13 protein-coding genes and 1 pseudogene are annotated in these 26,032 nt (G+C 73.9%); 4 read left to right on the top strand and 10 right to left on the bottom strand.

Translation table 11 applies throughout. The features are described 5' to 3' along the window. From NUM_RS10630 to NUM_RS10610, 5 genes are all read right to left on the bottom strand, one after another. A partial coding sequence (locus NUM_RS10630) for a protein phosphatase 2C domain-containing protein (RefSeq protein WP_207124630.1) occupies positions 1-11,609 on the bottom strand: 11,609 nt, incomplete at its 3' end. 91 nt (positions 11,610-11,700) lie between these two features. Beyond that, entirely contained in the window at positions 11,701-12,840 is a 1,140-nt protein-coding gene (locus NUM_RS10625) for a hypothetical protein (RefSeq protein ID WP_207124629.1), read from the bottom strand. After that, positions 12,840-13,277, bottom strand: a complete 438-nt coding sequence (locus NUM_RS10620; RefSeq protein WP_207124628.1) for a YbaB/EbfC family nucleoid-associated protein — start codon at positions 13,275-13,277, stop codon at positions 12,840-12,842. Before NUM_RS10620 ends, NUM_RS10625 begins: the two co-directional genes overlap by 1 nt. A gap of 105 nt (positions 13,278-13,382) precedes the next feature. Beyond that, positions 13,383-13,754: a hypothetical protein gene (locus tag NUM_RS10615; RefSeq protein ID WP_207124627.1), complete on the bottom strand. Its 372-nt coding sequence runs from the start codon at positions 13,752-13,754 to the stop codon at positions 13,383-13,385. Continuing rightward, complete coding sequence (locus NUM_RS10610) at positions 13,751-15,289, bottom strand: hypothetical protein (RefSeq protein ID WP_207124626.1); 1,539 nt, start codon at positions 15,287-15,289, stop codon at positions 13,751-13,753. The genes NUM_RS10615 and NUM_RS10610 overlap by 4 nt, the downstream gene beginning before the upstream one ends. Positions 15,290-15,439: 150 nt before the next feature. On the opposite strand from NUM_RS10610, the gene NUM_RS10605 reads away from it, so the two are divergent. Both NUM_RS10605 and NUM_RS10600 read left to right on the top strand, forming a co-directional pair. Beyond that, entirely contained in the window at positions 15,440-17,125 is a 1,686-nt protein-coding gene (locus NUM_RS10605; protein WP_207124625.1) for a right-handed parallel beta-helix repeat-containing protein, read from the top strand. A gap of 39 nt (positions 17,126-17,164) precedes the next feature. Then, positions 17,165-17,737 carry a hypothetical protein gene (locus tag NUM_RS10600; protein WP_207124624.1) on the top strand — a complete coding sequence of 191 codons (573 nt, stop codon included), beginning with the start codon at positions 17,165-17,167 and terminating at the stop codon, positions 17,735-17,737. A 47-nt stretch (positions 17,738-17,784) separates the two neighbouring features. On the opposite strand, the gene NUM_RS10595 is transcribed toward NUM_RS10600, so the two are convergent. Then, entirely contained in the window at positions 17,785-18,315 is a 531-nt protein-coding gene (locus NUM_RS10595; RefSeq protein WP_207124623.1) for an SUKH-3 domain-containing protein, read from the bottom strand. Then, positions 18,312-19,028: a YwqJ-related putative deaminase gene (locus NUM_RS10590; RefSeq protein WP_207124622.1), complete on the bottom strand. Its 717-nt coding sequence runs from the start codon at positions 19,026-19,028 to the stop codon at positions 18,312-18,314. The genes NUM_RS10595 and NUM_RS10590 overlap by 4 nt, the downstream gene beginning before the upstream one ends. Before the next feature lie 264 nt (positions 19,029-19,292). Here NUM_RS10590 and NUM_RS10585 point away from each other — a divergent pair, with 264 nt between their 5' ends. Continuing rightward, positions 19,293-20,438 carry an SUKH-3 domain-containing protein gene (locus NUM_RS10585; RefSeq protein WP_207124621.1) on the top strand — a complete coding sequence of 382 codons (1,146 nt, stop codon included), beginning with the start codon at positions 19,293-19,295 and terminating at the stop codon, positions 20,436-20,438. After that, positions 20,431-21,444, top strand: coding sequence for an SMI1/KNR4 family protein (locus tag NUM_RS10580; RefSeq protein WP_207124620.1), 1,014 nt, complete (start codon positions 20,431-20,433; stop codon positions 21,442-21,444). Before NUM_RS10585 ends, NUM_RS10580 begins: the two co-directional genes overlap by 8 nt. Positions 21,445-21,589: 145 nt before the next feature. On the opposite strand, the gene NUM_RS10575 is transcribed toward NUM_RS10580, so the two are convergent. The 3 genes and pseudogenes from NUM_RS10575 to NUM_RS10565 all read right to left on the bottom strand — a co-directional run. Then, entirely contained in the window at positions 21,590-23,806 is a 2,217-nt protein-coding gene (locus NUM_RS10575) for a WXG100 family type VII secretion target (RefSeq protein WP_207124619.1), read from the bottom strand. Positions 23,807-23,848: 42 nt separating this feature from the next. Beyond that, complete coding sequence (locus tag NUM_RS10570; protein WP_207124618.1) at positions 23,849-24,805, bottom strand: hypothetical protein; 957 nt, start codon at positions 24,803-24,805, stop codon at positions 23,849-23,851. 131 nt (positions 24,806-24,936) lie between these two features. Next, positions 24,937-26,032: pseudogene (locus tag NUM_RS10565) on the bottom strand (hypothetical protein); the annotation flags it as partial.

Genomic DNA, 26,032 nt, shown 5'->3' with positions numbered 1-26,032 from the left:
ACGACGTCCGTCCCGGCGGCCCGCGCCGGCTCGGCCGGCTGCGCCGGCTCGGCAGGCTGCGCCGGCTCGGCCTCCGGTCGGACGGTCGGCGGGGTCGCCGGGTCGGGCACCACCTCGGCGGTCGGGTCGGTCCGTGGCTCGGCGGCCGGCTGCGACCTCGCCTCGGCCACCGGCTCCGCGGCCGAACCCTCCCGGCCCTCGGGCCCGGCAACCGCCTCCGGCGCCTGCCGGGCAGCGGGGAAGTCCAGCACCAGCGCGGTGACGTTGTCCCCGCGCACCCCCGGCGGCACCCGGTCGAGCCCCAGCCGTACCAGCTCGTCCGCCGCCTGCTGCGGGTCCGGGTGCCGGTCGAGCACCTCGACGATGTCGCGGTCGCCGACCAGCTTCGGCGGCGGTGTGACGCCGTCGGTGTCGGCCGGATCGAACGGCCGCAGGCCGTCGCTGGCCAGCACGATCCGGTCGCCGGGCCGCAGCTCGAACTGCACCACCTGGGGGGTGAACTCGTCGCCCGCGACCGCCTGGGTCAGCAGGTGCCGGCCCCACAACCGACCGGAGCGCAGCCGCCGCTGGTCCCAGACCTCGTCCGCCCGGGCCAGGCTGTGCAGGGTGCCGTCGCGCAGCAGCAGCGCCTCGGAGTCGCCGACGTGTACCAGGGTGGCCCGGTTGCCGTCCACCATCAGCGCGGTGAGGGTGGTGCCCATGCCCTGCTTGTTCGGGTCGGCGCTGCCGATCCGGTACACCGCCTCGTTCGCCGTCCGCAGCTGGTCGACCATGGCGCGGACGTTCGCCTCCGGGCTGCCGGTACCAGCGCCGGACTCGTCGAGCTCCCGGAACGCCTGCGTGGTCAGCTCGGACGCGACCTCGCCCGCGTTGTGGCCACCCATGCCGTCGGCGACGACCGCGATCCGCTCGCCCCGGTACGCCGTGTCCTCGACGTTCTCCCGCCCGCCCTGCGCGATCGAGACGCCACCGTCCGGCCGGTCCACCGGGCCGGCCGGGTCCGCCGGCACGGCCTCGGCGGGCAGCGTCTCGACCCGCTCCGGGGCGCGCACCGCCGCCGCGCCGGCCGCCGGGACGGCCGGATCCGGCACCGGCCCGGCCGCCGGGTCGGACGCCGGCCGGGCGGCCGGGTCCGGTACGGGCCGGGAGCCCGACGAGGCCGGGTCGCCGGTGCCGTGGGTCTGGCGGTCGACCCGGGACTGCTGGTTCTCGGCCAGTTCGGCGTCGCGCCACAGCCGCTGGATGGCGTCGGTGACGGCCGGCTGCTGCTGTTCGAGCCGGCGGACCGCAGCGTCGCGGGCACCCTGGTACGCATGCCGAATGCCCGGCGTGTCCGGTGCGCTGGCCAGTCGGGTCTCGGCCCGGGCCACGCCGGCTCGGGCGCTGCCGACATCGGTCAGCCCCGCCACCGCGGCCTCGTACGAATCCGCCAGTCGCCGATATGCCTGCTCGGCGTCGCGGGCGGCACCCGCCGCCGTCGCGGCGCGCGGGTCCTGGCCGCGGGCCGCCAGATCCGCGGCCAGCCGGGCCGACTCCGCGACCCGGTCCGCGAGCACCTGCCGCACCCGGGCGTGCTCGGCGTCCAGCCCGGCCTGGGCCGCCCGAAGCTCCCGGCGCAGCGCGTCCTCGGCCCGCTGGGTCTCGGTCGACCGCTGCAACGCGGCGGCCCGCTCCGGATCGCTCTCCGGCCGGTGCATCACCCGCGCCACGTCCTCGAACGCCGCCTGCCGGTCGTGCACCGCGGCGTCGTGCCGGATCCGCAGGTCCGCCAGCTCGTTCAGGTCCTGCAGGTTGAGCTGCAGCTCCGCCCGTAGCTCGCGGACCGCCCGCAACGCCGGGTCGACCGCGGACAGCACCTGGTCGAGCCGGGAGCGGCGCTCCGGCGACATCCCGCTGGAGCGACCCTCGCCCGGCTCACCGGCGGCATGCACCGGCCGGACCACCGGCCGCGGCGCGTCCTCGTACCGGCGGATCTCGGCCGCCGCCCGGTCGGCCATCTCGTGCCGGGCCCGGGCCAGCGCATCCGCGACGGTCGCGGCCGCCACGTGCTCGCGCTCGGCCTGCTCCGCCCTGGACTGCCGGCCCCGGGCCGCATCCGCCTCGGCCAGCAGTTCGTCGCGTTCCCGGGTGGCCCGCTCGGCCTCGGCCCGGAACTGCCCGGCCTGCTCGGCGTGTGCCTCGGCGGCGATCCGGTGCGGTTCCGCGGCGCTCCGCAGCTCGGGGTCGCCCGAGCCGCGCAGCCGCTCGTACGCCTCCCGCTCGAGCCGCTCGGCGTCCTCGTGCACCTCGGCGCGGGCGACGGCCTCGGCGCGGGCCCGGTCCGGTACCCGAGCCTCCGCCGCCAGCCGATCGGCCTCGGCGGCGTGCCGGGACGCCTCGCCGTGCCAGCCGCCCTCCGCGGCCGCCTCGCCGTCACCGGTGTCGCGGCCGGGCTCGTCGAGCCGGCCGGCGGCCCGGCCCTCGTGCATCCCGACCCGGTCGCGTGCCGTGGCGGCCGCGCGGTAGGCGTCGCTCGCCTCGGCAGCCGAGCGGCCGATGCCGTCGTAGTACTCGGCCAGTTGCTCGTACCGGGGGCGTTGCGGGTCACCGGCCGGCAGCGTGTCGGCCCGGTCCCGGTAGGTGTCCCGCACCGTCTCGGCGTCGCCCACCCGCGCCCGCAGCTGGTCGCTCGCCGCACGGGCCCAGCGTGCGTACTCCTGGCCGGCGCGGTCGGCGGCGGCCTGCAGCTCCGCGGCCGCCTGCTCCGCCTCGGCGTGCGCGCGCGCGGCGGCCTCGGCGCGCTCGCGCGCCGCCGACGCCAGCCGGTCCGCCTCCGCCAGCCGGTGCTCCGCGCGCACCCGGACGCCCTTCTGGCCGGCGGCGCTGCGGCGGGCGCTGGTGGCGTCGGCCCGCTCCTGCGCGGCGGCACGCTCGTGCGAGGCGAGTTCGGCGGCCACCCGCCGGTCGCCCGACTGGGTCAACCGGGCGATGTCGGGCTCGTGCCGGCGGGCCCGGTCGGCATGCCACTCGGCCCGCTCCCGGGCGGCGTCCCCGCGCTGCTCCGCGACGGCGATCGCGCGCCGGTGCCGGGCGGCCGCGAGCTCGTGCTCGTGCGCCTCCGCGGCCTGCTCCCGGGCCAGTGCGGCCTGGTGTGCGGCCTGCTGCCGGGCGGCGTCCGCACGCGCCCGAACGTCACCGAGCTCCCGCTGGTACGCCTCCGCACCGGCCATGCCGCGCTCGGCCTCGGGCAGGTGCGGTAGGTAGTCGGCGGTCGCCAGGCCCGGGTCGCGCATGGTGGCGCCGTCGAACGGCACCGGCCGGCCGGTCTCGCCGGAGATCACGACCGCCTCGATCGTCCGGAAGTCGTCCAGCCGGTGGATCGGGTCGTAGCGCCACTCGCCGGTCTCCACGTTGACGTAGACCCGTGCGTCGGCGTCGCCGGCGGAGAACCGGGACTCCCGGCCGGCGGCCAGGTCGATCGCCCGCTCCGACCCGGTCACCTCGGTGAACCGGCCCACCCGCCACCAGTCACCGGTGGTCAGGTCGGCGTACCGAATCTCCCCGTGGTGGTTGACCGCCGCGTAGACGTGGTCGCCGCCGTCACGCCACTCGGCGCCGATCGCCGCGACGGAACCGTGCCCCGCCGCCCGAAGCTGGTCCTCCAGCCGGGCGAACGCCTCGTCCGCCCGCAGCTCGGGGACCGTCGGTCGACCGTGCACGTCCCGGGTCGGGACGGCGTCGCGGTGGAACAGCGTCTGGAACCGGCCGCCGGTCGCCTGGTCGATCCGGGACCGCAGGTCGCCGTGCGGCAGCAGCCGTGGCTCGCCACCCCGGTACCCGGTGTGCACCGGCTCGGCGGCCACCGTCGGCCGGCCGTGCAGGTAGGTGTCGAACAGCGACAGCCAGCGATCGACGCAGTTCCCGTCGCCGGTGCCGAGCAGCCGGCGCAACCAGCTCAACCGCGGCTCGGGAGTGCGCTCGATCTCCCCGTCGGCGTTGCGCAGCGCCTCCTCCAGCGCCCGCTGCTCGTGCTCCGACGGCAGCTTGTAGCCGACCCCGCCGACGTCCTCGGCCTGCCCGTACGGCCGGGTGGCCCGCACCGACGGCGGTTCGCCGGTACCGGTCAGCTGGGACTCCTGCGGTCCCTCGTGCGGATCGATCGGCTCGACGCCCACCTCGTCGCTCGGGTGGTTGGCGAACCGGTCGAGCCGTTCGTCGGCCGCGATGGCGGTCTCGGTGATCCGGTCGACCCGGTCGTCGATCTCGTGCGCACGGGCCGCGGCGCGGTCGGCGTCCTGCTCCAGCCGGTCGGCGTCGGCGTGCACCCGGTCGGCCTCGGCGGTCGACTCGCGCGCGTCCTCGGCCGCCCGCTCGGCCCGCTCGCGCAGCTCGGCCCGGTGCGGATCGGCGGCGTCGTGCGCCCGCGCGTCGACGGCGTGTTCCCGGGCCAGCCGGTGCTGCTCGGCCGCGCGGTCGCGCAGCGCCGCCTCGTCCGCGCGGCGGTCCGCCGCCTCGCCGCGCAGGTCGCGTTCGAGCTGCCGGTGCTCGGCCTGCTGCTGCCGCAGGTCGACCACGTCGGGCCGGGCCTCGACGGCGTCCCGGACCAGCTCCAGCCTCGCTCGCCGGTCCGCCTCGTACCCTGCCCGCCAGCGGTCTGCGGTCTCGGCCGCGCTCTCCGGCCGGCCGGTCTCGGCTCCGGACTCCGGCCGACCTTCGTGCGCTTCCGGCGCCGCGGTCCGCTCCGGTTCGGGCGCCGCGCCGCGCTCGGCCGCACCCTCGGCCAACCCGGCCGCATGGTCGGTGCCGTACGGGTTGTCGGCGTCGACCCGGATCACCGGCTGATCACCGGTCGCCTCCGCCAGCCGGACGTTGCGCGGCGCGTACTCCCCGGTGTTGCCGGCCTGCTCGTACGCGGCGGCCCGCGCGTTGTCGAAGTCGGCGTGCACGTCGTAGCCCGGGTGCACCCCGTCGGCGTCGATCAGCTCCCACCGACCGTTGGTGTACTCACCGGACGGCCGGGCCGGTGCGGCGCCCTGGCCCGCGGCGGTCTCGCCGGGCCCGCCACCGAACGAACCGTCCTGCGCCAGGTACGCGGCGTCGGGCGAGACGACGACCGGCGCGCCGGTCTCGTTGTGCAGCTCGGTACCGAAGCTGCCCGGCCAGTCGTAGCGGACCTCGCCGCCCCGGCAGCCGATCAGCACGATCCGCTGGTCCGGTCGCCAGCCGGCCTGGACCAGCAGGTCGTGCACCTCGCGCGGGTTCAGCCGGTACCCGTCGAACGTCAGCGCGTTCGGCTCGCCGTGCGCCACCAGGACGAAGGCGTCCGGGTGGCGCGGGATGTTGGCCGCGTACCGGGCCAGGTCGCTGCCCGGCTCGGCCAGCACGAGCTTGTTCGGCTCGCCCAGCTCCACCCGGTCGGCGACCTCCCGCATGTGGTCCGGGACGATGCCGAGGTTGCGCTCCGCGTGCTCGCAGCTCGTGCACGGCGCGCGGTACTCACCGTGGTCGACCTGGAAGGTGCCGCCGATCTGGTGCGCGGTGATCGAGATGTCGCGCAACTGCTCGGCGACGTAACTGTGCCGGGCCAGCTCCTGGTCGGTGGCACCCGACTCCTTCAGCCGGTCGTACAGCTCGCCCAGGTTGCGCCGCTGCACCGACTCCTTGGCGTGCTCGACCCGGGCCGCGTCCCGCCGGCCCAGCTGGTCGTACTCGCGGTCGAGTCGCTTGGCGTGGTCGGACAGGCCGGACACCTCGGAGCAGCGGCCGTGCCCGCGCCCGGTCGTGTACCGCTCGGCGATCTCCAACCGGCGGTTCAACCATTCCTGCCGGCGCGCGTCCTCGGTCGGCCCCTCCGCCTCGTACAGCCGCTTGAATCGTTCGTAGTCTGCGAGCTCCTGCTGCTTGCCCTGCTCGTCGGCCTTGTTCCGCAGCGCCTCGTCGGCCGCCCGGACCTCGGCCTCGCGCTGCGCCACCAGGTCGGTCAGCCTCGTCCGCGCCTGCTCCGGCGCGCTCGCCGGAAGCTTGTCGAGGCTTCCTTGCACCCCCTCGCGGCGGTTGACCGCCGCGTCGTGCGCCTGGGAGAGCTGTGCCAGCTCCGGGTTGCGCCGACTCCACTCCTTGAACCAGACCGGGCTGCCGCCGTGGTTGGAGTCGCCGACCCAGAACTCCGCCTCACCGTTGCCGTGCCCGGTGAGCTGGTGCTCCACGAGGTGGTAGTCGGCCGCGATCAGCGGGTGCGTACCCGCCGGCACACCGTCGCCCGCGGCACCCGTCCGCGAGGTACTGAAGTGCAGCGTGCCGTCCCGGCCCATGATGACGGTCGCCATCGACGGCCGCGACGGCGGATCGTCCGGCCGCTCGGCGAACGCACGAAGATCGGCGTAGAGGACGTCGTCGGCGAACTTCACCGCCCGGGCCCGGGCATCGGCCCGATCCGCCGGGCTGTTCGGATCACGGTGACCGGACGGCGGCTCCGACCGGGTGTAGCCGTGCCCCTCGCCGCCCGTTCCGCCGACCTGCTCCAGTCGCTCGCCGTACTCGGGGGTACCGGCGCGGACGTCCCCGGCGGCCCGTGCCGCCGCGTACTCCTCGCGCGCCTCGGCCCGCAGCTCGGCGATGCGCTGCCGAATCTCGCTCGTACTGTTCGGCGCCCGGTTGCCGTCCGCGTCCTGGTGCGTGAACTCCTGCTCGACGATCTGCTGGAGCCGGCGCCGCGCCGGGTCGTCGCGCTCGTCGATCTCGGTCCGCAGGATCTCCTCGACGCGCCGCTCGTCGAGCCGCAGCGGACCGCGCCGGTCGAGGCCGAGGTCGCCCACCACCCGGTCGATGATCCGGGCATTGGACAGCGTCTTCAGCCGCCCGGTGCCCTCCCCCGACAGATCGCGGTGCAGCCCGTCGTGGTCGCCGCCGGCGAGCCGGATCGGGCGCTGGTCGCGGTCGGGCCGCTGGTCGGGCTCGTGCCGGGTCTCCCGCTGCTCGTACCCCTCCCAGCCGCGCTCGTGCGCCTCGGCCCGGGCGTCCTGGTACTCGCGGTGCAGGTCCACCTGATCGGACCGGCCGTCCGGGTGGTGCAGCCGCCAGCCGTCGCCGGCCGGCACCTCGTCGCCGGCCGCGCGCCGCTCGACGCCGAACGTGCCGTCGCCGGCGAGCGTGGCGTGCTCGGGCAGCGCGTACACCTCGGTGCCGAACTCCCGGGCGAGGCCGCGGGCGATGCCGCCGCCATCGCTGGTGACCAGCACGATTCGCTGGTCCGGGCGCGGCAGGCCGACGTCCCGGAGCACCCTGGCCAGCTCGGCACCGCTCAGGTCGCGGCCGTCGAAGCGCAGCCCGTGCGGACCGCGCTCGGCGACGATCACCAGATGGTCGGGGTGGTCCGGCACCTGCTCGCCGAAGTCCCGCAGCTCGCTGCCGGCCCGGCCGAGCACGATCCGGTTCGGGTGTTCCGGGTCGGCGAGCTGCGCACCGTCGAGCACGTCGGCGACCCGGTCGTAGCGGATGCCGGCGCGGGCCAGGCTCTGCTCCGTGGTCGGGTCCGGATGCGAGATCTCGCCGTGCCGGTCACCGCCGATCTCGTACGCGTGCACCTGCACGTCGGCGAGCTTCTCCGCCACGTGCGTGTGCCGCGCCATCCGCTCCTCGACCGTGGCCGGATCGCGCCCCGCCTGCTCGGCCTTGACGCGGAGCGAGTCGTACCCCTCGTCGCCCAGGACCCGCCGCTGGTGCGCCTCCCGGGTGGCGTCGGCGAGCCGGTCCCGCGCCGCCGCCGGGTCGCCGTCCGCCTGCCGCTCCGCCGCCGCGCGCACCTCGTCGAAACGGTCGCCGAACGTCTCGTGCTGGAAGTCCTCCCGGCCGTACCGGGCGGCGTCGGCGGCCAGCGTCGCCGGGTCGATCTGCCGCTCCACGTGCCGCGCGTAGTCGGACATGACCGCGATCTCGGCCCGGCCGGCGTTGGTCAACCGGTACCGCTGGTTGTCGTCCGGCATGCCGTGCCTGGCGGCCCGCTTCTCCGCCCGCGCGTGCTGCCGTTCGGCGTTCTCGTGCCGCACCGTGGCGACGGCGCGATCCCGCGCCGCCTCGGCGAGATCCAGCCGGGCCCGCACCCGGTGCTCGTCCTGCATCGCGCGCAGGTCCTCGCGCGCCTGGCGGATGCGCGGGTCGTACGACTCGTTGGCGGCGCGGATCCGGCCCCCGTCGTAGCCGCGGCCGATCGTGCGCCGCTTCTCCGCGCGCAGCTCGTCGATCTCCCGGTGCTTGGCGGCGATCCGCTCCTCCAGGCCGCGGATGCCCTCGCTGACCGTCTCGTAGCGGGCGTTGGTCAGCTCCAGCTCGGCCGTGGCGTCGCGCAGCTCCTGGTCGCGCCGCTGCAGCTCGGCGACCTCCGCCGGCGGTGTGTGCGTCAGCTCCTGGACGACGTCGTGCGTCGACGGCACGACGTCGTGCTCCGGCCCACCGGACCGACCCTCCCAGCCGGTGCTGTGGAACACGCCCTCCGGGGAGATCAGCGTCGCGCCCCGGGTCGGCTGCGCACCGACGCTCTCCCCGGACGGGTCGAGCAGCCAGCGGCGGGTGTGGTCGGCGAGCACGTCGTCGGCGAACCGCTGGGACGCCTCCCGCGCCGCCTCGCGGTCGCCGGCCCGGGCCGGGTCGAGCTGCGTCGTCGGGTCGCTCCGGGTGTACCGGTTGCCGTCGGTCGGGTGGGTCTGGTAGCTCGGCCGCCGGTCGGTCGACTCGGTGGGGAACCCCGCGGAGTCGCGGGTCTGCTCGGTGCTGTGGGTGGCCGGATCGGCGGTACGCACGTCGTTCAGCTCGGCGCGCACCTGGTCCTGCAGTTCCCGCAGGTGGTCGCGGATCGCCGCGTCGTCACCCATCGGTACCCGCTCGCCGTGCGGCCCCTCGACGGTGAAGTGTTCCACCAGGGTGTCGCGCAGCCGGGTCAGCTCCGGCACCTCGTGCAGCCGGCCCCCGACCCGTACCGTCGGCGCGGTCTCGCCGGCCGCCGCATGCCGGACGACCTCCGCCATGTCGACGTCGACCAGCTCGCGGCGGTTGGCCAGGCCGCGGTCGAGCAGATCCAGGTCCTCGCCGAGGGTGCGGTGCGTGGTGTGCTCGGCCGGATCGGCCGAGCCGAGCCGGATCCGCCGCTCCGTCCGGTCGTCCGAGCTGCGGTGTTCGGTCTGCTGGTCGCCGCCGTGCCGGCCGCCGTCGCCCGGCTGCCGGTCGCCGTGCGGCTGGCCGTCGGCCTGCTGGTCGGGCCGCTGCCCGTCGGCGCCGTGCTGGCCGTCACCCTGCTCACCGTCGTGCCGCTGGCCGTCGCCCGGCTGACCGTCCTGCCGTTGGCCGTCGTTCTGCTCGCCCTCGTGCTGCTGGCCGTCGTGCTGGTTGTCGGCGCCGCGATGCTGGCCATCGCCCTGGTTGTCGGCACCGCGCTGACCGTCGCCCGGCTGGGCGTCCCCGCGGTGCTGCCCGTCGGCGCCGGGCGGGCGCCCGTCGCCCTGCTGGTCGGCCTGACCACGCTGACCGTCCTGCTGGCCGGACGGGTCGGCGCCACGCTGCGGCCCGTCGCCGGTGTGCTGCGGATCGGCCGCCGGGTGCTCCACCTGCCGGGACGGATCGCCGGCCTGCGGCCGGTGCGACGGATCCTGTCCCTCCGGCGCCGGCTCCGGCTGCCGCGGTCGCACGACCCGGCGTTCCTGCGGCGATCCATCCCCCCGCGACTCGCCGCTGCGGGGCTCCGACGGCCTGCCGGACCCGGTGCGGGACGACGAGCCGCTCGACTCCGACGTCGAGGGCCGGGTCCGCGGGCCGCCGTCCCCGCCGGCACCCGCGTTGGTCGATCCGGGGGCGCTGCTGGACGGGGTCGCCGGCTCGACGGTCGTCGGCCTGGTCTCCGGCATCCGGACGTCCGAGCCGGTACGGGCGGTGAACGGCGTCGCGGACCGGTCCATCGTGAGGTTGCGCTGCGCGGTGAACTCCTCGGCCTTCAACCTCATGTGCTGGGCGCCGCCCATGGCCCCGTACGCGGCGGCGTGGATGGCGTTGTGCTTCTCGTTGCCCCAGAAGGCGCCGAACCCACCCGACTTCTCGTTCCCGGCTTCGTCGACCCAGTGGAACTGGTGGTCCTTGAAGCTGTAGGCGCTGGCCGCGTCGAACGCCACGGTGCCGCCGACCATGCCGGAGATCTCGGGCAGCATCCCCTGCCGGCCGAAGCTCAGCGGCGCGCCGAGAACCCCGGTGACCAGCGCGCCGCTCTCCTGGTTCCACAGGTTCTTCAGTCCGTCACCGACGCTGACATGCCCGGTCGCCACCTGGTACGCGTCGACGACGCCCTGGGTCTTGAGCGTGAAGGCGGCGAAGTTCTTGCCCTTCATCAGGGCGTCCTTGCCGAACTCCTTGCCGATCATGCCGGCCTTGCCGGCCGCCCCGCGCTCCGCGTACTCCTTCAGGAACGCGTTGCGCGCCTCGGCGCGGGCCGCCGACCGGGCCGCCGCGTTCTCCGCCTGCTCCCGCACCGAGGCCCGCATCGCCTCCTTGAAGCCCTTGCCGGCGTTCAGCGCCTCCCGCGCCGCCGTCCGGGACGCGTACCGCTCGGCGGCGTGGTTCGCCGCATGCCGGGCGGCGAGGTTGCTCGGCTTGAGCCCGCCGCGCGAGTCCCAGGCGAACCGCCCGGCGCTCTTCGCCCCGCCCCAGGCCGTCTTCGCGCCACGCCCCAGGCCGCGACCGGCCGCCTTCGCGCCGTCCCAGGCGCCTCGGCCACCCCGGCCGACCGTCTCGATGGGATGGCGGGCCGCGTACTTCAACGCGTCGCCGCTCTTGCGTGCACCGTTGGCGATGTAGCGGCCGATGTCACCCTTGCTCGGCACGTGGTCGACGATCTTCGGCACCGACGACTTGATCTTCGGGCCGAGATCCTTGATCGCGTTCTTGCCGAACTTGTACAGATCCGGGGCGTGCTCGACGGCCTCCTTGCCGAGTGTCGGGATCACCTTGATCGGCGCGGTCGCCAGGTGACCGAGCACGCTCGGATTCGTGAGCGCCTTCTTCAGGCCCTGCTCGCCGATCTTCTTGACGGCTTCCTCGCCGAGAATCTTCTCCAGAAACTCGGACAGCGCCTTCTTGATGCCCGCCTCGGCGACGGCCATCGCACCGCCGACCTCACCGATTCCGATCAGCCCGCCGAACGGTGGCAGCGAGACCGCCGCCATGACCGCCGCGTAGACCGCCTGCCCCAGCATGTACAGGTCGGTCGCGGCCATGAACTTCGACATCTCCATGCTGCTGGAGGTGTTGTAGGCGATCTTCGCCTTCTGGTACTGCTGCTCGGCGATCGCCTGCAACTGGTCGCGAAGTGCCTGGTCCCGGTCGGCGAACGCGGCGGGCGCGCCGTCACCGACGTACTTCTCGTAGATGGTGGCGGCGGGGACCGACTGGTCTTCCAGGGCGTGCATCAGGGTGTCGCCGGCCTTGGTACGGGCGTCGCCGATGTCGGCCAGCCCGTGCTCGGAGCCCTCCGGGATCTCGATCAGCCACTCGAGGACCCTGCCGAAGACCCCCGGAACCCACTCCTCCACCTCGCGAAAGAAGTCGAGGATGGGGTCGAAGAGGTAGTCGTTGGCGCCGTACTCGCCGCCCATCGGCCACCTCCTCTCCCCGCCGATGCCACGTCACGCGTCGGGCGGCCTTCGCCAGAGGGCCGCCCGACCTCGCACTACCGTCCTGGAACGTTCAGACCTGCTGGGCCCCGGACTCGGCCGGCGGCGCGCCCCCGGTCTGCCCGTCGGCGGTGGCGACCCACCCGCTGCCCTCCCGGTAGACCTCCTGCACGTAGCGCTCGGCGCCGTCGACCGGCTGCGCCGTGCCCTCCGGATGGAACTCGCCGTGCTTCATGTCGGTGATCACGCCCTGCTGGTCGGCCGCGACGAACCCGGTGGTGTGATCGGTGGCGACCGCGTGGAACTCGGCCTGCCCGTGGCCGCTGGCCCAGGCGGAACCGGCCGGCGGGGCCGCCGCGGCGTGCATCGGCGTCGCCCCGCCGGTCGAGTCACCGGCCGACCGGTACACCGCGTGCAGCTCACCCGCGTGGGGCCCGGCCGCACCGTCGGTCACGGCGTACGCCGTCTCGACCGGGCGCAGGAACTCGGCCCGCTCGCCGTGCGCACCGGGCTGCTCCGAGCCCTCCGGCAGGACCCCGTCGGTGACCCAGCCGACGCCGGTATGGAAGACCTCGTGCGCCATCCGGCGGTCACCGTCGTGTGCGGTGGTCTCGTCCACCGCGTGCAGCATCATCATGCTGCCGGCGGCCACGCTGCTGAGCACCATCCGGCGGTCCGGCCGCCGGGTCTCGGTGCCCTCGGTGCCGTCGGCGGTCGCGTACATCGCGTCGACCGCTCCGGTGGTCCCGCTGGCACCCGGCCCGGTGCCGGACGTGCCGGAGGTTCCGGAGCCGGACGTGCGTTCGGAGCGGGTCCTGGTCGCGGTGAAGGCGCTGCCCTCGGCGCCGCCACCCTTCGACCCGGTGACCTTCGGCTTGTCGGTCTCCAGCGAGTGGATGGACTGCTTGGCCTGCGAGTCCGCGTCGATGCCGTCGACGGCCGCCCACTGCACGGCGTTGCCGACCGTGCTGACCTGGTCACCGCCGTCGGTCATGAAGGTCAGCGTCTCGTCGCCCTGCTGCGGGTCGCCGTACTGCTTCAGGAACGCGTGGCCGAACTTGTCGTTGCCCCACGGCGCCGAGCCCTCGGCGGACTCGATGCCGGACCGCACCGACGACCCGCTGGCGGTCAGCTTGTCGCCGGCCAGCGCGTACCGGGCGCCGGCCGAGTTGGTCGCGTCGCCGTCCATCTGGACGAACGTGCCCTCGCCCATCAGTCGTCCTCCTCCGCGTCGACCTTCTTCGGCAGTTCGGCATCGTGGCTTTTCAGCACGTCGCGGAAGTCCACCGCGCCGGCGCGGCCGATGCGCAGATCGGCCGGAACGTCATGGTCCAGTATCTGCTCGGTCTGTTGGGCGATCTGCTCGATCGCCTGCCGGCTGGTCTCCAGGATCGACCGGGCGAGCGCCTTGGAGTTGGGCTGCCGGTACACGCGCGGGTCGATGTCCAGGTCGACGAGCTGGCCGCGCGGACCCACCACCACCTTGATCATCCGGTCCGGTGACCAGGCGGTCGCGGTCAGGTGAAAGACCTTCTTCTGTACGTCCTTGGCCCGGGCGACCTGCTTCCGCAGGTCAGCGAACGCACCGTGCAGCGCGCTCCAGTCCGGGTGGTCGACCGGCCGCTGCGGCCGGTCCGGCCCGTCGATCATCCAGCACCTCCTGGGCGTTCGGCGCGTCGTGGCGCACGTATCGACGAGAAATGATGCCGACTCTATCCGAGAAGACGGTAATCGCCACAGGCAAGTGAACGCGGGTCACGACCCCGTCCGGAGCGGCACCACGTCGGTCACCCGGGCCCGCGGGACCCAGCCGCGGTACACCCCGGGCTCCACCGCGGGGAGCCCAAGCGCCTCCGCCACCGGCGACCGGCCACCCACGTACTCGGCGAGCAGCTCGTCGCCGCGCTCGGCGAGCAGGATGACCGGCGCACCGTCGATCCGTCCGGTCACGTGCAGGTAACCGAACCACTCCAGCTCGTCCGCGAGCACGATCCGGCGGTACCGGCCCGGCCGGACCTGGTCGAAGCCCGGCGCCGGGTCCGCCCCGTACAGCCGGACCAGGGCGCCGTCCGGGCTCGCCTCGTACTCGGTGCCCTGCCAGCGCGCGCGGTAGCCCGGCGTGATCATCGGCCGTCCTCCGTCCAGCCCGGCGTGCCGACCGCGGCGACCCAGCCGCCGGTGTCCGCGTCGAAGCTCGCCACCTCGCTCTGCCGGCCGTACCGGTCCAGCCGGCACAGCTGGGCGCCATGCGGCAGTTCGACGCTGTCCACCTTGAACTCCGGCACCCCGGCGGTGCCCGGCGCGATCCCGCTGCCCAAGAACGGCGCCGGCGCCACGACCCAGCCGCCGACCGCGGCGCGGGTCTGCTCGTCCCGGCCGCCGATCGCGGCCCGGTAAAGCTCCGGACAGTAGGCGTACCAACGCAGTACGTGCACTTCCTCGTCGTCGGCGCGGAACGGGGTGCGGTCGTGCAGCAATCCGAGCCCGGCGTAGAGCTGCTGCGGCGTGGTGAGCTCCCGCACGCTCTCGTACGGGTGGACGAAGCCGGCGACGCGCCGTTGCTGGCCCCGCAGGTACCCCTCGACCTGGTCGGGCGGCAGCACCTTCTGGAACAGCACCGGACCGGCCGCCGGATCCGCCGCGGCGACCGGCGGCGCCGCCGGATCACCGACCGGCTGCGGCATCGAGACGTCCACCGCGTGCTCGCCGAGGACCACCCCGGTGCCGGCCGCGTCCGCCATCCGGGGATCGGACGCCGTGTAGTCGCCGGTCTCCACCCGCTCCATCAGGTCCGACGCCCAGGACACGAACGAGGGCATCATCGCGCCCTCGAACGACAGCTCGATCGCCGAACCGATGTCGACGACCAGCTGGCAGTCGTCGTCCGGCCAGGCCAGCGCCAGCTTGACGAACGTCGTCGGGTACGCCGGGGTGCCCGGCGGCAACACCTCGGCCAGCCGCTGCCGGGAGGTGAACACGCAGATCGACGGGATGTCGTCGATCTGCTCCAGCTGCCACGGGAAGTCCGGGTCGGTCAGCGCCGCGTCCGGCCGGGTCGGCTCGGCGGTGACCACCAGCACGTCCGCGACGACCAGCGCGTCGATCGCGACGTCCACGTCGCGGCGGGACAGCCCGTACTCGATGGCCTGCTCGGCCTCGTTCGCCGGGACGAAGTCGGCCGGGATCGGGGCGCGTTCGCCGACCCCGTCCGGGTCGATCAACTCGTCCGCCAGCGGGATCCGCAGGTCACCCAGCGCGGCGTGCATCACCGCGTCGATCTCCACGTACGCGTCGACCGGCTGGCCCGGGTTGATCGCGAGCCGCCACTCCGGGTCGGGCCGCCGCGCGGCCAGCTCCTCGTAACTGGTCAGCGCGTATCCGTCCGGCCGGCTCTCCGGCGTGTACCCGGCCTCGACGTAGCCGGTGAGCCCGCGCACCGAGGTGAACACGAGCAGGTGCTCGACCTCGTCGATGGTCTTGACCACCACCCGCTGACGGTCGGTGTTGGCGTCGCTCAGGAAGACCGGGAGGTACAGCGGGGCGGTGGCCACCAGCCGGAAGTAGTCCTGTGAGTGGTTGCGCACCAGTGCGTCGAGCATCAGCCGCTCGACGTCGTTCGCCGGTTGCCAGGCCGGCGGCTGCTCGTCCTCGCCGCGATCCACGTCGTCCGCGTCTCCTCAAAGCTCCGGGGTCGTCAGTACTCTAGGTCGTGGTCAGGAAGGCACCGCGTCGATCCCGCGCACGCACGGCCGGGGCGACGTGGACCCCCTGGGATAATGTGCGCAGAAGTCAACCCTTCCACCGGCGGAGCCATGGCACGCAACCTTGTCGTCTCGTCCCAGCAGCCCGGGGCCTACCCCACGATCCGCGACGCGTTGGAGATCGCCACGCCCGGCGACATCGTCTCGATCGCGCCCGGCGAGTACCCGGAGGCGCTGGTGGTGTCCGGCCTGCGGGTGTCCCTGGTCGCCTCCGGCGACGCCGGCTCGGTGACGATCGACTCGACCTCGGCCGGCCGGTCCGCGTTGGAGGCCCGCAACAGCGAGGTGACCGTCCGCGGCGTGTCCCTGCGGTCCGGTGACCGGCCCACCATCGACGCCCGCGGCGGCCGGCTCAAGCTGGAGAAGTGCACCCTGCAGGCGGGGTACGCGCCGGCGGTCAGCGTGACCAACCGGACCCACCTGGAGGCGGCCGACACCAAGGTGACCGGCGGTCAGTACGGCTTCGTGGTGGAGGATGCCGGCGGCCTGCTGGACAAGTGCGAGATCACCAACGTCGCCGACGACGGCATCATCGTCCGACTCGGCGCCGACCCCACGATCCGCAACTCCACCATCACCGGCTGTGGTTTCCGTGGCGTGTACGTGTACCAGTCGGGGCGCCCGACCATCGAGCGCTGCGACATCTCGCAGACCGCCGACGCCGGCATCTCGATCGCGCACGGCAGCTCGCCGACCATCGACGGCTGCTGGATCCACGACACCCAGGGCGTCGGCATCATGTTCGGCCGTGGTTGCGGCGGCAAGGTCGAGGAGTGCCGGGTCGAGAACACCGCCAGCCCGGGCATCCACGTCGACGAGGGCGCCAACCCCAGCATCCGGGAACCGCTGTCCACCGCGCACCGGCCGAAGGTAGGCATCGCCGCCCTGGAGGGCGCCACCCAGCAGGACCCGGCGCAGATCGACCGGCTGCTGTCCGACCTGGACGCCATGGTCGGGCTCGCCTCGGTCAAGGCCGAGGTCCGCGCGCTCATCGACGAGATCCAGGTCAACGAGTGGCGGCGCAACGCCGGCCTGGCGGTCGGCGCGGTCAGCCACCACCTGATCTTCACCGGCGCCCCCGGTACCGGCAAGACCACCGTCGCCCGCATCTACGGGCAGCTGCTCAAGGCGCTCGGCGTGCTGCCCGCGGGCAAGTTCAAGGAGGTCGCCCGCCGCGACATGGTCGGCCAGTACATCGGCCACACCGCGGAGAAGACCTCCACCGTGATCGAAGAGGCGATGGGCGGCGTGCTGTTCATCGACGAGGCGTACACGCTGTCCCGGGCGGCCGGCGGCGGCAGCGGCGACTTCGGCCAGGAGGCGATCGACACCCTGGTCAAGATGATGGAGGACCACCGCGACGAGATCGCGGTGATCGTGGCCGGCTACACCCACGAGATGACCGAGTTCCTGGACGCGAACTCCGGTCTGGCCTCCCGGTTCGCCAAGACGCTCGAGTTCGAGAACTACACGCCGAAGGAGCTGCTGCTGATCGTCAGCCGGATCGCCAAGAACGACGACTACCTGCTCGGCGACGGGCTGGACGACGCGCTGTACGAATGGTTCAGCCAGATCCAGATGGGGCAGAACTTCGGCAACGCCCGCGAAGCGCGCAAGCTGCTGGAGGGCATGCGCAAGGCGCAGTCCGGCCGGCTGCGCAAGCTCGGTCGGATGCCGTCCCGCGACGACCTGCGCACCCTGGAGCTGGAAGACCTGCTGGGGGCCACCCAGTCCTGACCTCGCGGTCGCTCGCCCCCGCTGGCTATCGTGGCGCGCATGGCTGTTCCCCGTGCCCGCACGTTCGACGAGGCGTACCTCTTCATGGAGCTGCGGCCGTGCGTCTGCGGTGAGGCGCAGTTCGACCGCCAGAGCGACCACAGCTCGGCGGACGGCACGTTCGTCGTCCGCTACTCCGGGCAGTGCCCGACGTGCGGCCGGGACCGGAGCTTCACGTTCGAGCTGCCGGCCGAGACCCCGGCGATCTCCTTCGACGTGCAGTACGGGTCGGGTGACGCACCGTCGACGCTGCTGGACGCCGGCGAGTGGCTCGGCGCGGCGGAGGTGTTCGCGGTGAACGCCGAGGCGGTGCAGAACTCCGGCGACCTGTCCGACGACGATCTCAGCACCGTCTACCACCTGCTCTCGGCCGCCGCCGCGGCGACCGCGGAGGTGCTCAAGTTCGCACCCGCCGACGCCGGCGACGTGCCGGAGGCGTCGTTCTGGACACCGGTCGGCCGGCTCGCGTTGCAGGTGGCCCCGGAGCGGTTCCAGCGCGACGCGATCGAGGCGGAGCTCGCCGACCGGCGCCGGGCGCTGGCCGACTTCGAGCAGCGCCACGGCGCCGGCTGACCGACCGGACGGGCGAGTTGGCGGTCCGGACGACCCGACCGAACCGCTCAGCGAGCCGAGCGGCCGGGCGGCTCGTCGGTGCCGGCGGGGTCCGGCCAGGTACCGTCGTCGCGCAGCCGCGGCGGACGGCGACCGGTGACGAGCGTCTCGATCGCGGCGTCCGTGGTCGCGCCGAGGAACCACTCACCGGTGTAGTCGATCGAGAACACCCGGCCCCGCTCGTCGATCGCCAGCAGCGCGGCCAGGTCGCCCTCGACGCCGAGCGGGTAGAGCGGCACCCCGAGGACGGTGGCCACGTCGGCGAGGGTCTCGGCACAGACCGGCGCCAGCAGCGGATCGAACGCGAACGGCTGCGGTACGTGGTCGACGCCCGGCTCCTTCGGGACGACGGCCAGCCCCCCGAACTCGTTCAGCGCCGCCACCGCCGCAGCGAACGACCGCAGCCGGGCCCCGCCGGCACCGACCCGCTGCTCGGTACGCCGGATCGCCTCCGCGGTCGCCGTCGAGACGTCCCGGCCAGGCGTCCAGCCGGCGTCTCGCAGCACCGCCTCGGCGGCACGGCTGAACCGGGCGGTCACCGTCGTCCCCCCGCCAGCTCGAAGCCGAACCGACCCAACAGGTACTGGCAGGACAGGCAGGGAGGCACCGTCCGGCCACCGAGCTCGTCGCCCGGCTCGCACACCCGGTAGGTGACGATCTCCGCACCGCGGAACAGGGTCGCCCGTGCCTCGTCGGCGGAGAACGTCGGGCGCCGGTCCGCGCGACGCTGGGTGTCCGCCCGGTGCAGCACGTCGGAGAACGCCGCGACTTCGGAGCACCGTTCGCCGGCCCGCTCTCGGGACCGGGGCGGGGCCCCGGCCAGCGCCGCCGCGACGAGCGGATGCAGGTTCAGCTCGCCGTCACCCTTCGAACTGCGGCTGATCTGGGCCCGCCCGTCGGCCAGGGTCAGGTGCGTGACGTGCTCCGGGAAGCCGGTGCGGGAGAGGTCGCGGCGCGTCTGGCGGGCCGGATCCCAGGTTCGCGGCGCGGGGATCTCCCGGGCCCGCTCGTCCCGGAACATCTCGACGATGCGGGACACCGGCAACGACGGCCACAACGACAGCTCGCCGGTGGTCTTGTCCATGACCCCTCGGCCGGCACCGACCTCGCGCCGATCGTCGTCGGCCGGAACCGCCCAGATCACGTAGCCCAGGTCGAACTCGTGCACCCGAGGCCGCCGGCGTTCGCCGTCCGGCCGGCCACGGTCGACCCAGGAGGCGGCCAACCGCCGAGCGTCGTCCAGCGTGAACACGACCCCTCCCGTGCCATCGATCCCGCGACCCCGTCGAGGCTACCCACCCCGAGCACGCGGTTCGCGGAACCGACCGCCCGCCGTGCGGCGGCGCCCGCCTGCGGGCGTACCGGTGTCGGGTGCGCTCCGTCCGGGCCGGGAGCCGCCTGGCCGCTCCCGTCCTCGACCGCGATGGGGCCAGCGGTCAGCTGGGGCCGGCGCGGCCCGGCGGACTATCGTGCACCCAGTCGTTAGGGTTGGCCGGACGGATCCGAGGGCGGTGAGATGAGCGAGCGTGCACAGGGGTCGGCGTCGGACGACGCCGGCTGGCGACCGCCCCGACCGCTCCCGATCACCCCGCCGGAGGAGGTGGCCGGCTTCCGGTTCGTCCCGGTCGCCGACGGCTTCGACGAGCACGACCGGCCGCGGCCGTGGGCCGACCGGCCCTGGATCGACGACGACGAGGAGCGCGAGCGGCTGCTGCACTACCTGCGCTCCGGCGCGCTGCTGGTCCCCTCCGACGAGCGCACCTACGACGTGTTCGACCCCGCCAACCCCGCGCTGCGGTGGGCGGTCCCGGTGCAGTACCTGACCGACGGGGTCTGGATCTGGTCCACGATCTCCACGTACCAGCTGGAGCGCCGCCGGCTCGCGCCGCAGCCGGCGTTCCTGGACCACATCGTCGAGCAGGGCTACCGCTGCCCCCCGGTGCCGGAGGACGTTCGGCTCGCGGCCCGGGAGGCGCTGTTCGAGTCCGGCCGGATCGAGAAGCGGCTGCGCGCCGAGTACGAGCAGCGGCAGTACCTGGCGAACACGCCGGCCACGCTGGTGCGGGGCGAGTCGTCCAACGAGCCGCCGACGATCCCGTTCGACGCCGACCGGTTCGACGAGATCGACGTGGACCACCCGAGGTTCCAGCGAGACGTCGAGACGGCGCTGCTGGCGGCCGGTTGGCTGCCGGGGCGGGACGCGGCGGGTCGGGTCGATCCGTGGCTGGCCGAGTTCACGGCGCAGACCGACGGGCGCGGCCGGCGGCACGAACCGTTCCCCGCCGCCCGCGACCTGTACCGGGAGTTCGGCCTGCTCGACCTGGTGCCGTACGGGCCGGGCGAGCAGGTGGGCGCGTTTCCGATCCACTTCTTCCCGGCCGACGTGCGCCTCGTCGAGGTGTCGGCGTTCCGGCTCGCGGGCCAGCTCGGCATCCGCACGTTCCCGGTCGGCCGGACCGGCGACGAAGACAGCATCCTCATCGTCGACGAGCAGGGCCGGATGTACCTCAGCCATCCCACCGAGGAGTTCTTCCTCGGTACCGACATCGAGTCGGCGCTGGAGGTGCTGGTGCGCGGGCTGCGCGCGGACACCCTCGCCAGCCGGCTCGACGACCTGCGCTCCGGCCGGCTGCCGGGGCGGAGACGAGACGCCGATGCCTGACCAGTCCACCGACGACGGCCCCCAGATTCCGGGCGCCGCGTTCGCGGCGCAGCTCCGCCAGTTCGACCAGCCCTCGCTGCGGATGCGCTACCGCGAGGGCGTCGTGATCAACGCGTACGGGTTCCCGGAGTGGGACCTGCTGGCCCGAGCGATGGTCGAACTGCCGGCGCCCGCGCCCGAGCTCACGATCGACGAGCAACGGGTGCTGGATGTGCTCACCGCGAACGAGATCATGGTGAAGGCGAACGACCCGCTGTGGGCGTTCACCGCCGACGACTACGTCGCGTTGACCCCGCCGCACTGGGTGTGGGCGCACGTACCGCGCAGCCGCACGCTGGCGTTGGTGCCGGCCGAGGTGCACGCCGCGTTCCGGCACATCGGCGGCGCGGCGCTGCTCACGGTGCCGCGGTCCCGGCGCGGGGTGCGCATCGACGACGCCACCCCGGTACCGATGGACCACACCGAGCAGCTCGCCGACGCGCTCGTCGACCGGCTCGAACGGCGCCTCGGCTTCCCGCTGCCCCCGGCCTACCGGACGTTTCTGGCCAGTACCAACGGCGCGACGCCGACCACCCCGGGCATCCATCCGGACCAGGGCTTCGTGCTCGACCAGCCGTTCTTCGGCCTCGGTCGCGCCGACCGGATGCAGGACCTGGTGTACGTCAGCGGCTGGTTCGACGACCGGCTGACCACCGACTTCCTGCCCATCGGGTACGTGCAGGGCGGGCTGCTCGCGGTGCGGGTGGCGGGCGGCGACGTCGGCTCGGTCTGGTACCACGACGACGACGACTACCGCGACGACGACCGGTACGACGCCGAGTACATCACGGCCAACCTGCTCTACCGGTGCGCCCCCGACTTCGACACGTTCCTGCACGCGCTGGCGGTCGCGCCGCGGTGGTTGCTGCAGCTGGTCGACGACGCGGCCGATTCCGGCCAGGCCCGCCCGCTGCGTTCGGACAGCATGGGTGCCTCCCTGCCAGCGGACTCCCGACCGCCGAGCTGACCCACCGCCCGGGGACTCCGGACCGCCGGGCTGCCCCACGGCCCCGGGACTCCCGACCGCCGGGCCGACCCACGGCCCCGGGACTCCCGACCGCCGGGCTGACCCACGGCCTCGGCCGGGGCCGTGGGTCAGCGTGCTAGCACCGTCAGGCGCCCAGCTTGGGCTTGGGGTGCGCGAGCTGCTCCGGCGTGGGTGCGTGGCTGGACACGACCGGCCCGCCCGGTGTCTCGACCGCGAACGCCTCCTCGCCGTTCATCCACGCCCGGATCTTCTCGAACTCCTCGTCGGCCTTCTTCCGACGCTCCTGCTCGCGCTGCGCCGCCTTGCGCGCGGCCAGTTCGGCGGCGCTGTCGGTACCGGGGCGGGAGCTGGACAGGTTCGCCCCGCTCGGCATCCGCGCCGGGCCGCGCAGGCTGTTCGGCACCTCGCTGGTGTCGGCCGGGGCACCGGGGCGCATCCACTGCGTCGGGTTCTCCAGCACCGGCGCGGTACCGGTCGGCGGCGGGACGAACACGTTGTCGGTCGGCAGCACGCCAGGCTGGCCGTTCGGCCGGGACTGCTGCCGTTCGGGCTTCCTCCCCTGCTTCGGGCCGCGGTTGTTCAGCACCGGCTTCGTCGTGTTCGGCGGACCGCTGCCCGGCCGGCCGGAGAGCCGCTGGGCGTCCTCGGACGCCGGGTCCGGCGGCCGCACCCGCTTGTTGTCCAGCACGGACGGTGACGTGCCGCCCGGCGGCCGCCGGAACGCGTTGTTCTCGTCCACCTCACCGGGCGCGCCGGGGCGCTGTTGCTGCTGGCCCGGCTTGCCCTTGGTGCCCTGCGGGCTCGCCGGCGGGCGGGAGCCCGGCCGGCCGCCGCCGCGACCCGGCTCCGACTCACCCGGCCGGCCGGGAGCCTTGCCGCCGCGCGCCGGCTTCGCCGGGCTGGCCGGGGGGCGGCTCCCGCTCGGCCGGCCGCCGGGCGATTCGTTGGGCGCCGCCGGCCGGTTCGCCCCGCGGTCACCCAGCACCCCGGACCGGTTGAGGCCGGTCGGCCGGCTCACGTTGGGCCGGAAGGCGTTCTGCGTCGCCGGCCTGGACACCGGCGCCGGTCGGCCGCCGGGCGCGGTCGGCCCGGTCGGCGCCACCGGCGCCAGCGGGGCCGGCGCCGGCATCGCCTGGGGCACTGGCGCGGGTGGTGCCGCCGGCGGTGCGGCCGGAGGTGTGGCCGGCGGCGCACCGGGCGCGGTCGGCGGATCGGCCACCGGCGCCACGTCCGGGTTCGCCGGCGGTGGGCCCGGCTTGACCGCGTTCGCATTGGTCAGGTTCGGCGGCGGCGCCACGTTCGGCTTGGCGACGTTCGGCGCGGCTCCCGGACCAGCACCGGGGCCCGCTCCCGGCCCGGCGCCGAGGTTGGGCGGCGGCACCATGCCCGGGCTGTCCATGACGGCGTTCCACGGCCCCTCGTACCGGGTCGACGAACCGGTCTGCAGGTACGTGACGGCCGTCTGGTACTCCTTGGCCATGTCGAGCTCGATGTCCTGGGCGCGCAGGCTGTAGATCGCGCCGACGTCCTTCATCGCGGCGACGAAGTCGTCCTTCTGCGACTGTGAGCCGTCCGACATCAGCTCGTCGGCGCTGCCGAAGTTCCCGATGCCGCCGGGCTTGCGGATGTTGCCGCGGGAATCCTTGAAGTAGTTGATCGACTCGGAGTGCAGCGCACCCTTGTACTTCTCGTACAGATCCGAGATCTGGGTGTGAAAGCCGGGAATGATGCTGGCCAGGTGGTCGAGTGCCTTGATGTTCTGGTCGGCCGCCTGGCTCCAGTCGTCCAGCGACTTGAGCGTCGCGCCGGGGCCCATCATGATGAACGCCTTGGCCGCCTCGCCGCTCCAGCTGTCGTTGCCCATCAGTTCGTCGGTGGGGCCCTTGACACCCTCGCCGAGGTTGTTGAGCGCCGTCTTCACCGTGCGCCAGTGGTCGGCGATCTGGCCGGCTCCGTCGGCGTTCTGAGCGAGAATCCGTCGCCGGATGTGCTCGATCGTGTTGCCCTTCATGATGTTGCTGTACTTGTCTTCGTACCCGTTCGCGAACTGTGCGGCCTTGTGCGCGTCGTCGCCGCTGTCCGGGCTGTTGAGCCCCCAGGTCGTGTCCAGGTTTTTCGTGTTGATGTCGAAGTCGTTGCCGCCCGGCATCTTGCTGCGGTCCATCGTCGGCTTGTAGTGCAGGAAGTTGTTCCCGCTCGCGCCGTCGACGTTGTAGCGGCTGACGTCGCCGTCACCCATCTTGTACGCCATGTGCCGGTTGTTGAGCAGCTCGGTGTTCTTGCTGGTGTCGTACCCGTAGAACTTGCTGCCCAGCTCAGGATCGTCCGAACCGTGCCCCATGTCCTGCACCCCCTACGTGTGGCAACCCGACTGCGCCCGGACTCAGTAACCCGCGTAGGTCTGGTCGTCCTGGCTGCCGCCGTCCGTGTGACCCTGCTTCTCCCAGCCCTCCACCGGCCCGGCGTCCGACGAGGTGGTGTTGTCGCTCGCGGTGGTGTGCGAGGTGGTCACCTTGTCGTTGCCGGCAGCGTCCTTGGTCGTCGTCTTCATGTCGACCGCACCGTCGTCGTGGAGGGTCGTCTCGACCGTGGTGTTGCCCTCGTGCCGGGTCGTGGTGTGGTAGCCGTCGCCGTACGTGACGTCCTCGGTCTGGCCGCCGTTCTTGACCTCCTTGCCGTTCTCGTCGTACACGGTGGTGGTGCTGTGGCTCGTGTACGTCCCGTCGGCGTTGGTCGTGGTGTACGAGCTGACGACGCGCATCGACCCGTCGAGGTAGGTCGTCGTGCTCAGGTGCGCACCCGGCTCGGTGTAGGTCTTGGCGAACTGGCTGTTGGGGTCGGAGAGCGCCTGCGGCTGGTTCGACATCGTCTCGGACTGCTTGTCGGCGAACGTGCCGTCCTTGAACAGGTCCTTCGGCATGCCGTCCGGACGCTCCGCGCTCGGGTCACCGGACGCGAACGCCAGCGCCTTCGCAACGTCCTCGGCGTTGATCGAACCGGCGCTGCCACCGTCGGTGTAGAGCAGGATCTCGCCGACGCCCTGCGCCTGCATCGCGCAGCACTGGATGCCGTTGGTGCAGTCGGGAATGAACTGCTGGAAGGACGCCACGTTGTCGGCCAGGTAGCCGGCCACCAGGAGCGCCTCCTGGAACTGGCCGTCGGTGTCGGCGCCCGGCTTGGTGAACGAGTTGAAGCTCAGCTGGCTCATCTGGTTGAGTGGCTGGGCTGCGCTCAACCCGACGATCATCGGCGCCTTCTGCCCCTTGCCACCCCCCATGCCGCTGAGCTTGCCGGCGTACTTGATGATCTCGGTGCAGTCCGCGTGGACCTTGTCGGACATCGATGCCCCTCCCTCGCACTGTCGGCACGGTTCGCGCGACCGGGACACCGAGACGCCACCAGACGTCCACGATTCAGGTCCCTGCCAGGCAGGCTAACCCGTACCGGCAAGCAGGGAAAATCCCGCTCCGGTCACGCGCCGAGCATCGGCCGCGGATGGCTGGCCTCGGCCTGCGGCTGGTTCGCCACGACCGGACCGCCCGGTGTCTCCACGTGCCACGCCTCCTCGCTCTGCAACAGCAGCCGGATCTGCTCGTACTCGGTGTCGATCTTGCGGCGGCGCTCCCGCTCCTGCTGGGCGGCGCGCCGGGCGGCGAGCTCGGCCGGGCCGTTGGTGTTCGGCCGGGCGCTGGTGAGGTTGGCGTCGGCACGCATCGCGCCGCTGGGGCGCAGGCTGCGCGGGATGTCGTTGCTGTCGGTCGGCACCGCCGGACGGGCCCGCAGGCTCGGGTTCTCCAGCACCGGCGGCGCCGCCGCCGACGGCTCACCGAACAGCTCGCTCGCCGGCCACCCGGTCGAGGGCGGGACGTGCACGCCGCGCCGGTCGCGCTCACCGGCACCGGACTTCTTCGGCTGCCGGTTGCTCAGCACCGGCTTCGTGGTGTGCGGCGCCCCGCTCCCGGGGCGCCCGGACAGCCGCGGCGTGTCCGTCGCGGCCGGGTCGGTCGGCGGCTGGTGCGAACCGGTCAGCACCGACGGGCTGCGCGGGCCCGAGTGGGTGAACGCGGTCGACTCCTCGGTGCCGCCCGGCAGCCCCGGTACGCGCTGGTCGGACGAGCGGTGCGGCCGACCCGGGCTGGCGGGGTTGCGGCCGCCCGGCGGGCGACCCTGGCCGCCACGCTGCGGTTCACCGCCCGGACTGCCGGGCGACCGGCCCCGCGTGGGCTTCGCCGGGCTGGGCGGTGCGCCCCGGCCCGGGCTCGGTGACCCGCCCCGCCCGAGATTCGGGTGCTCGCCGGCACCGGTCGGGGCGCGGCCCGGCCCCGAGGTCCGGTTCGCGTCGGCGCTCTGGTCGCCCAGCACGCCGGACCGGTTGAGCCCCTGCGGCCGGGACACGGCGGACCGGAACGCCGGCTGCGTGCCCGGCCGGGACAGGGCCGGCCGGGCCCCTGGCCCGGTACCGGGCACCGGTCGACCAGCCAGCCCCGGCGGGCCGGTCGGCGCGGGCGCGGGTACCGGCGGCGCCGTTGCCGGCGGTGCGGCCGGGCCGGGCGGCGCGCTCGGAGCG

It is taken from the genome of Actinocatenispora comari (assembly GCF_017312725.1).
In the GTDB taxonomy this organism is placed as follows: domain Bacteria; phylum Actinomycetota; class Actinomycetes; order Mycobacteriales; family Micromonosporaceae; genus Actinocatenispora; species Actinocatenispora comari.
Note: the sequence above shows the minus strand (reverse complement) of the source record. Positions and strands in the feature narration are given on the sequence as shown.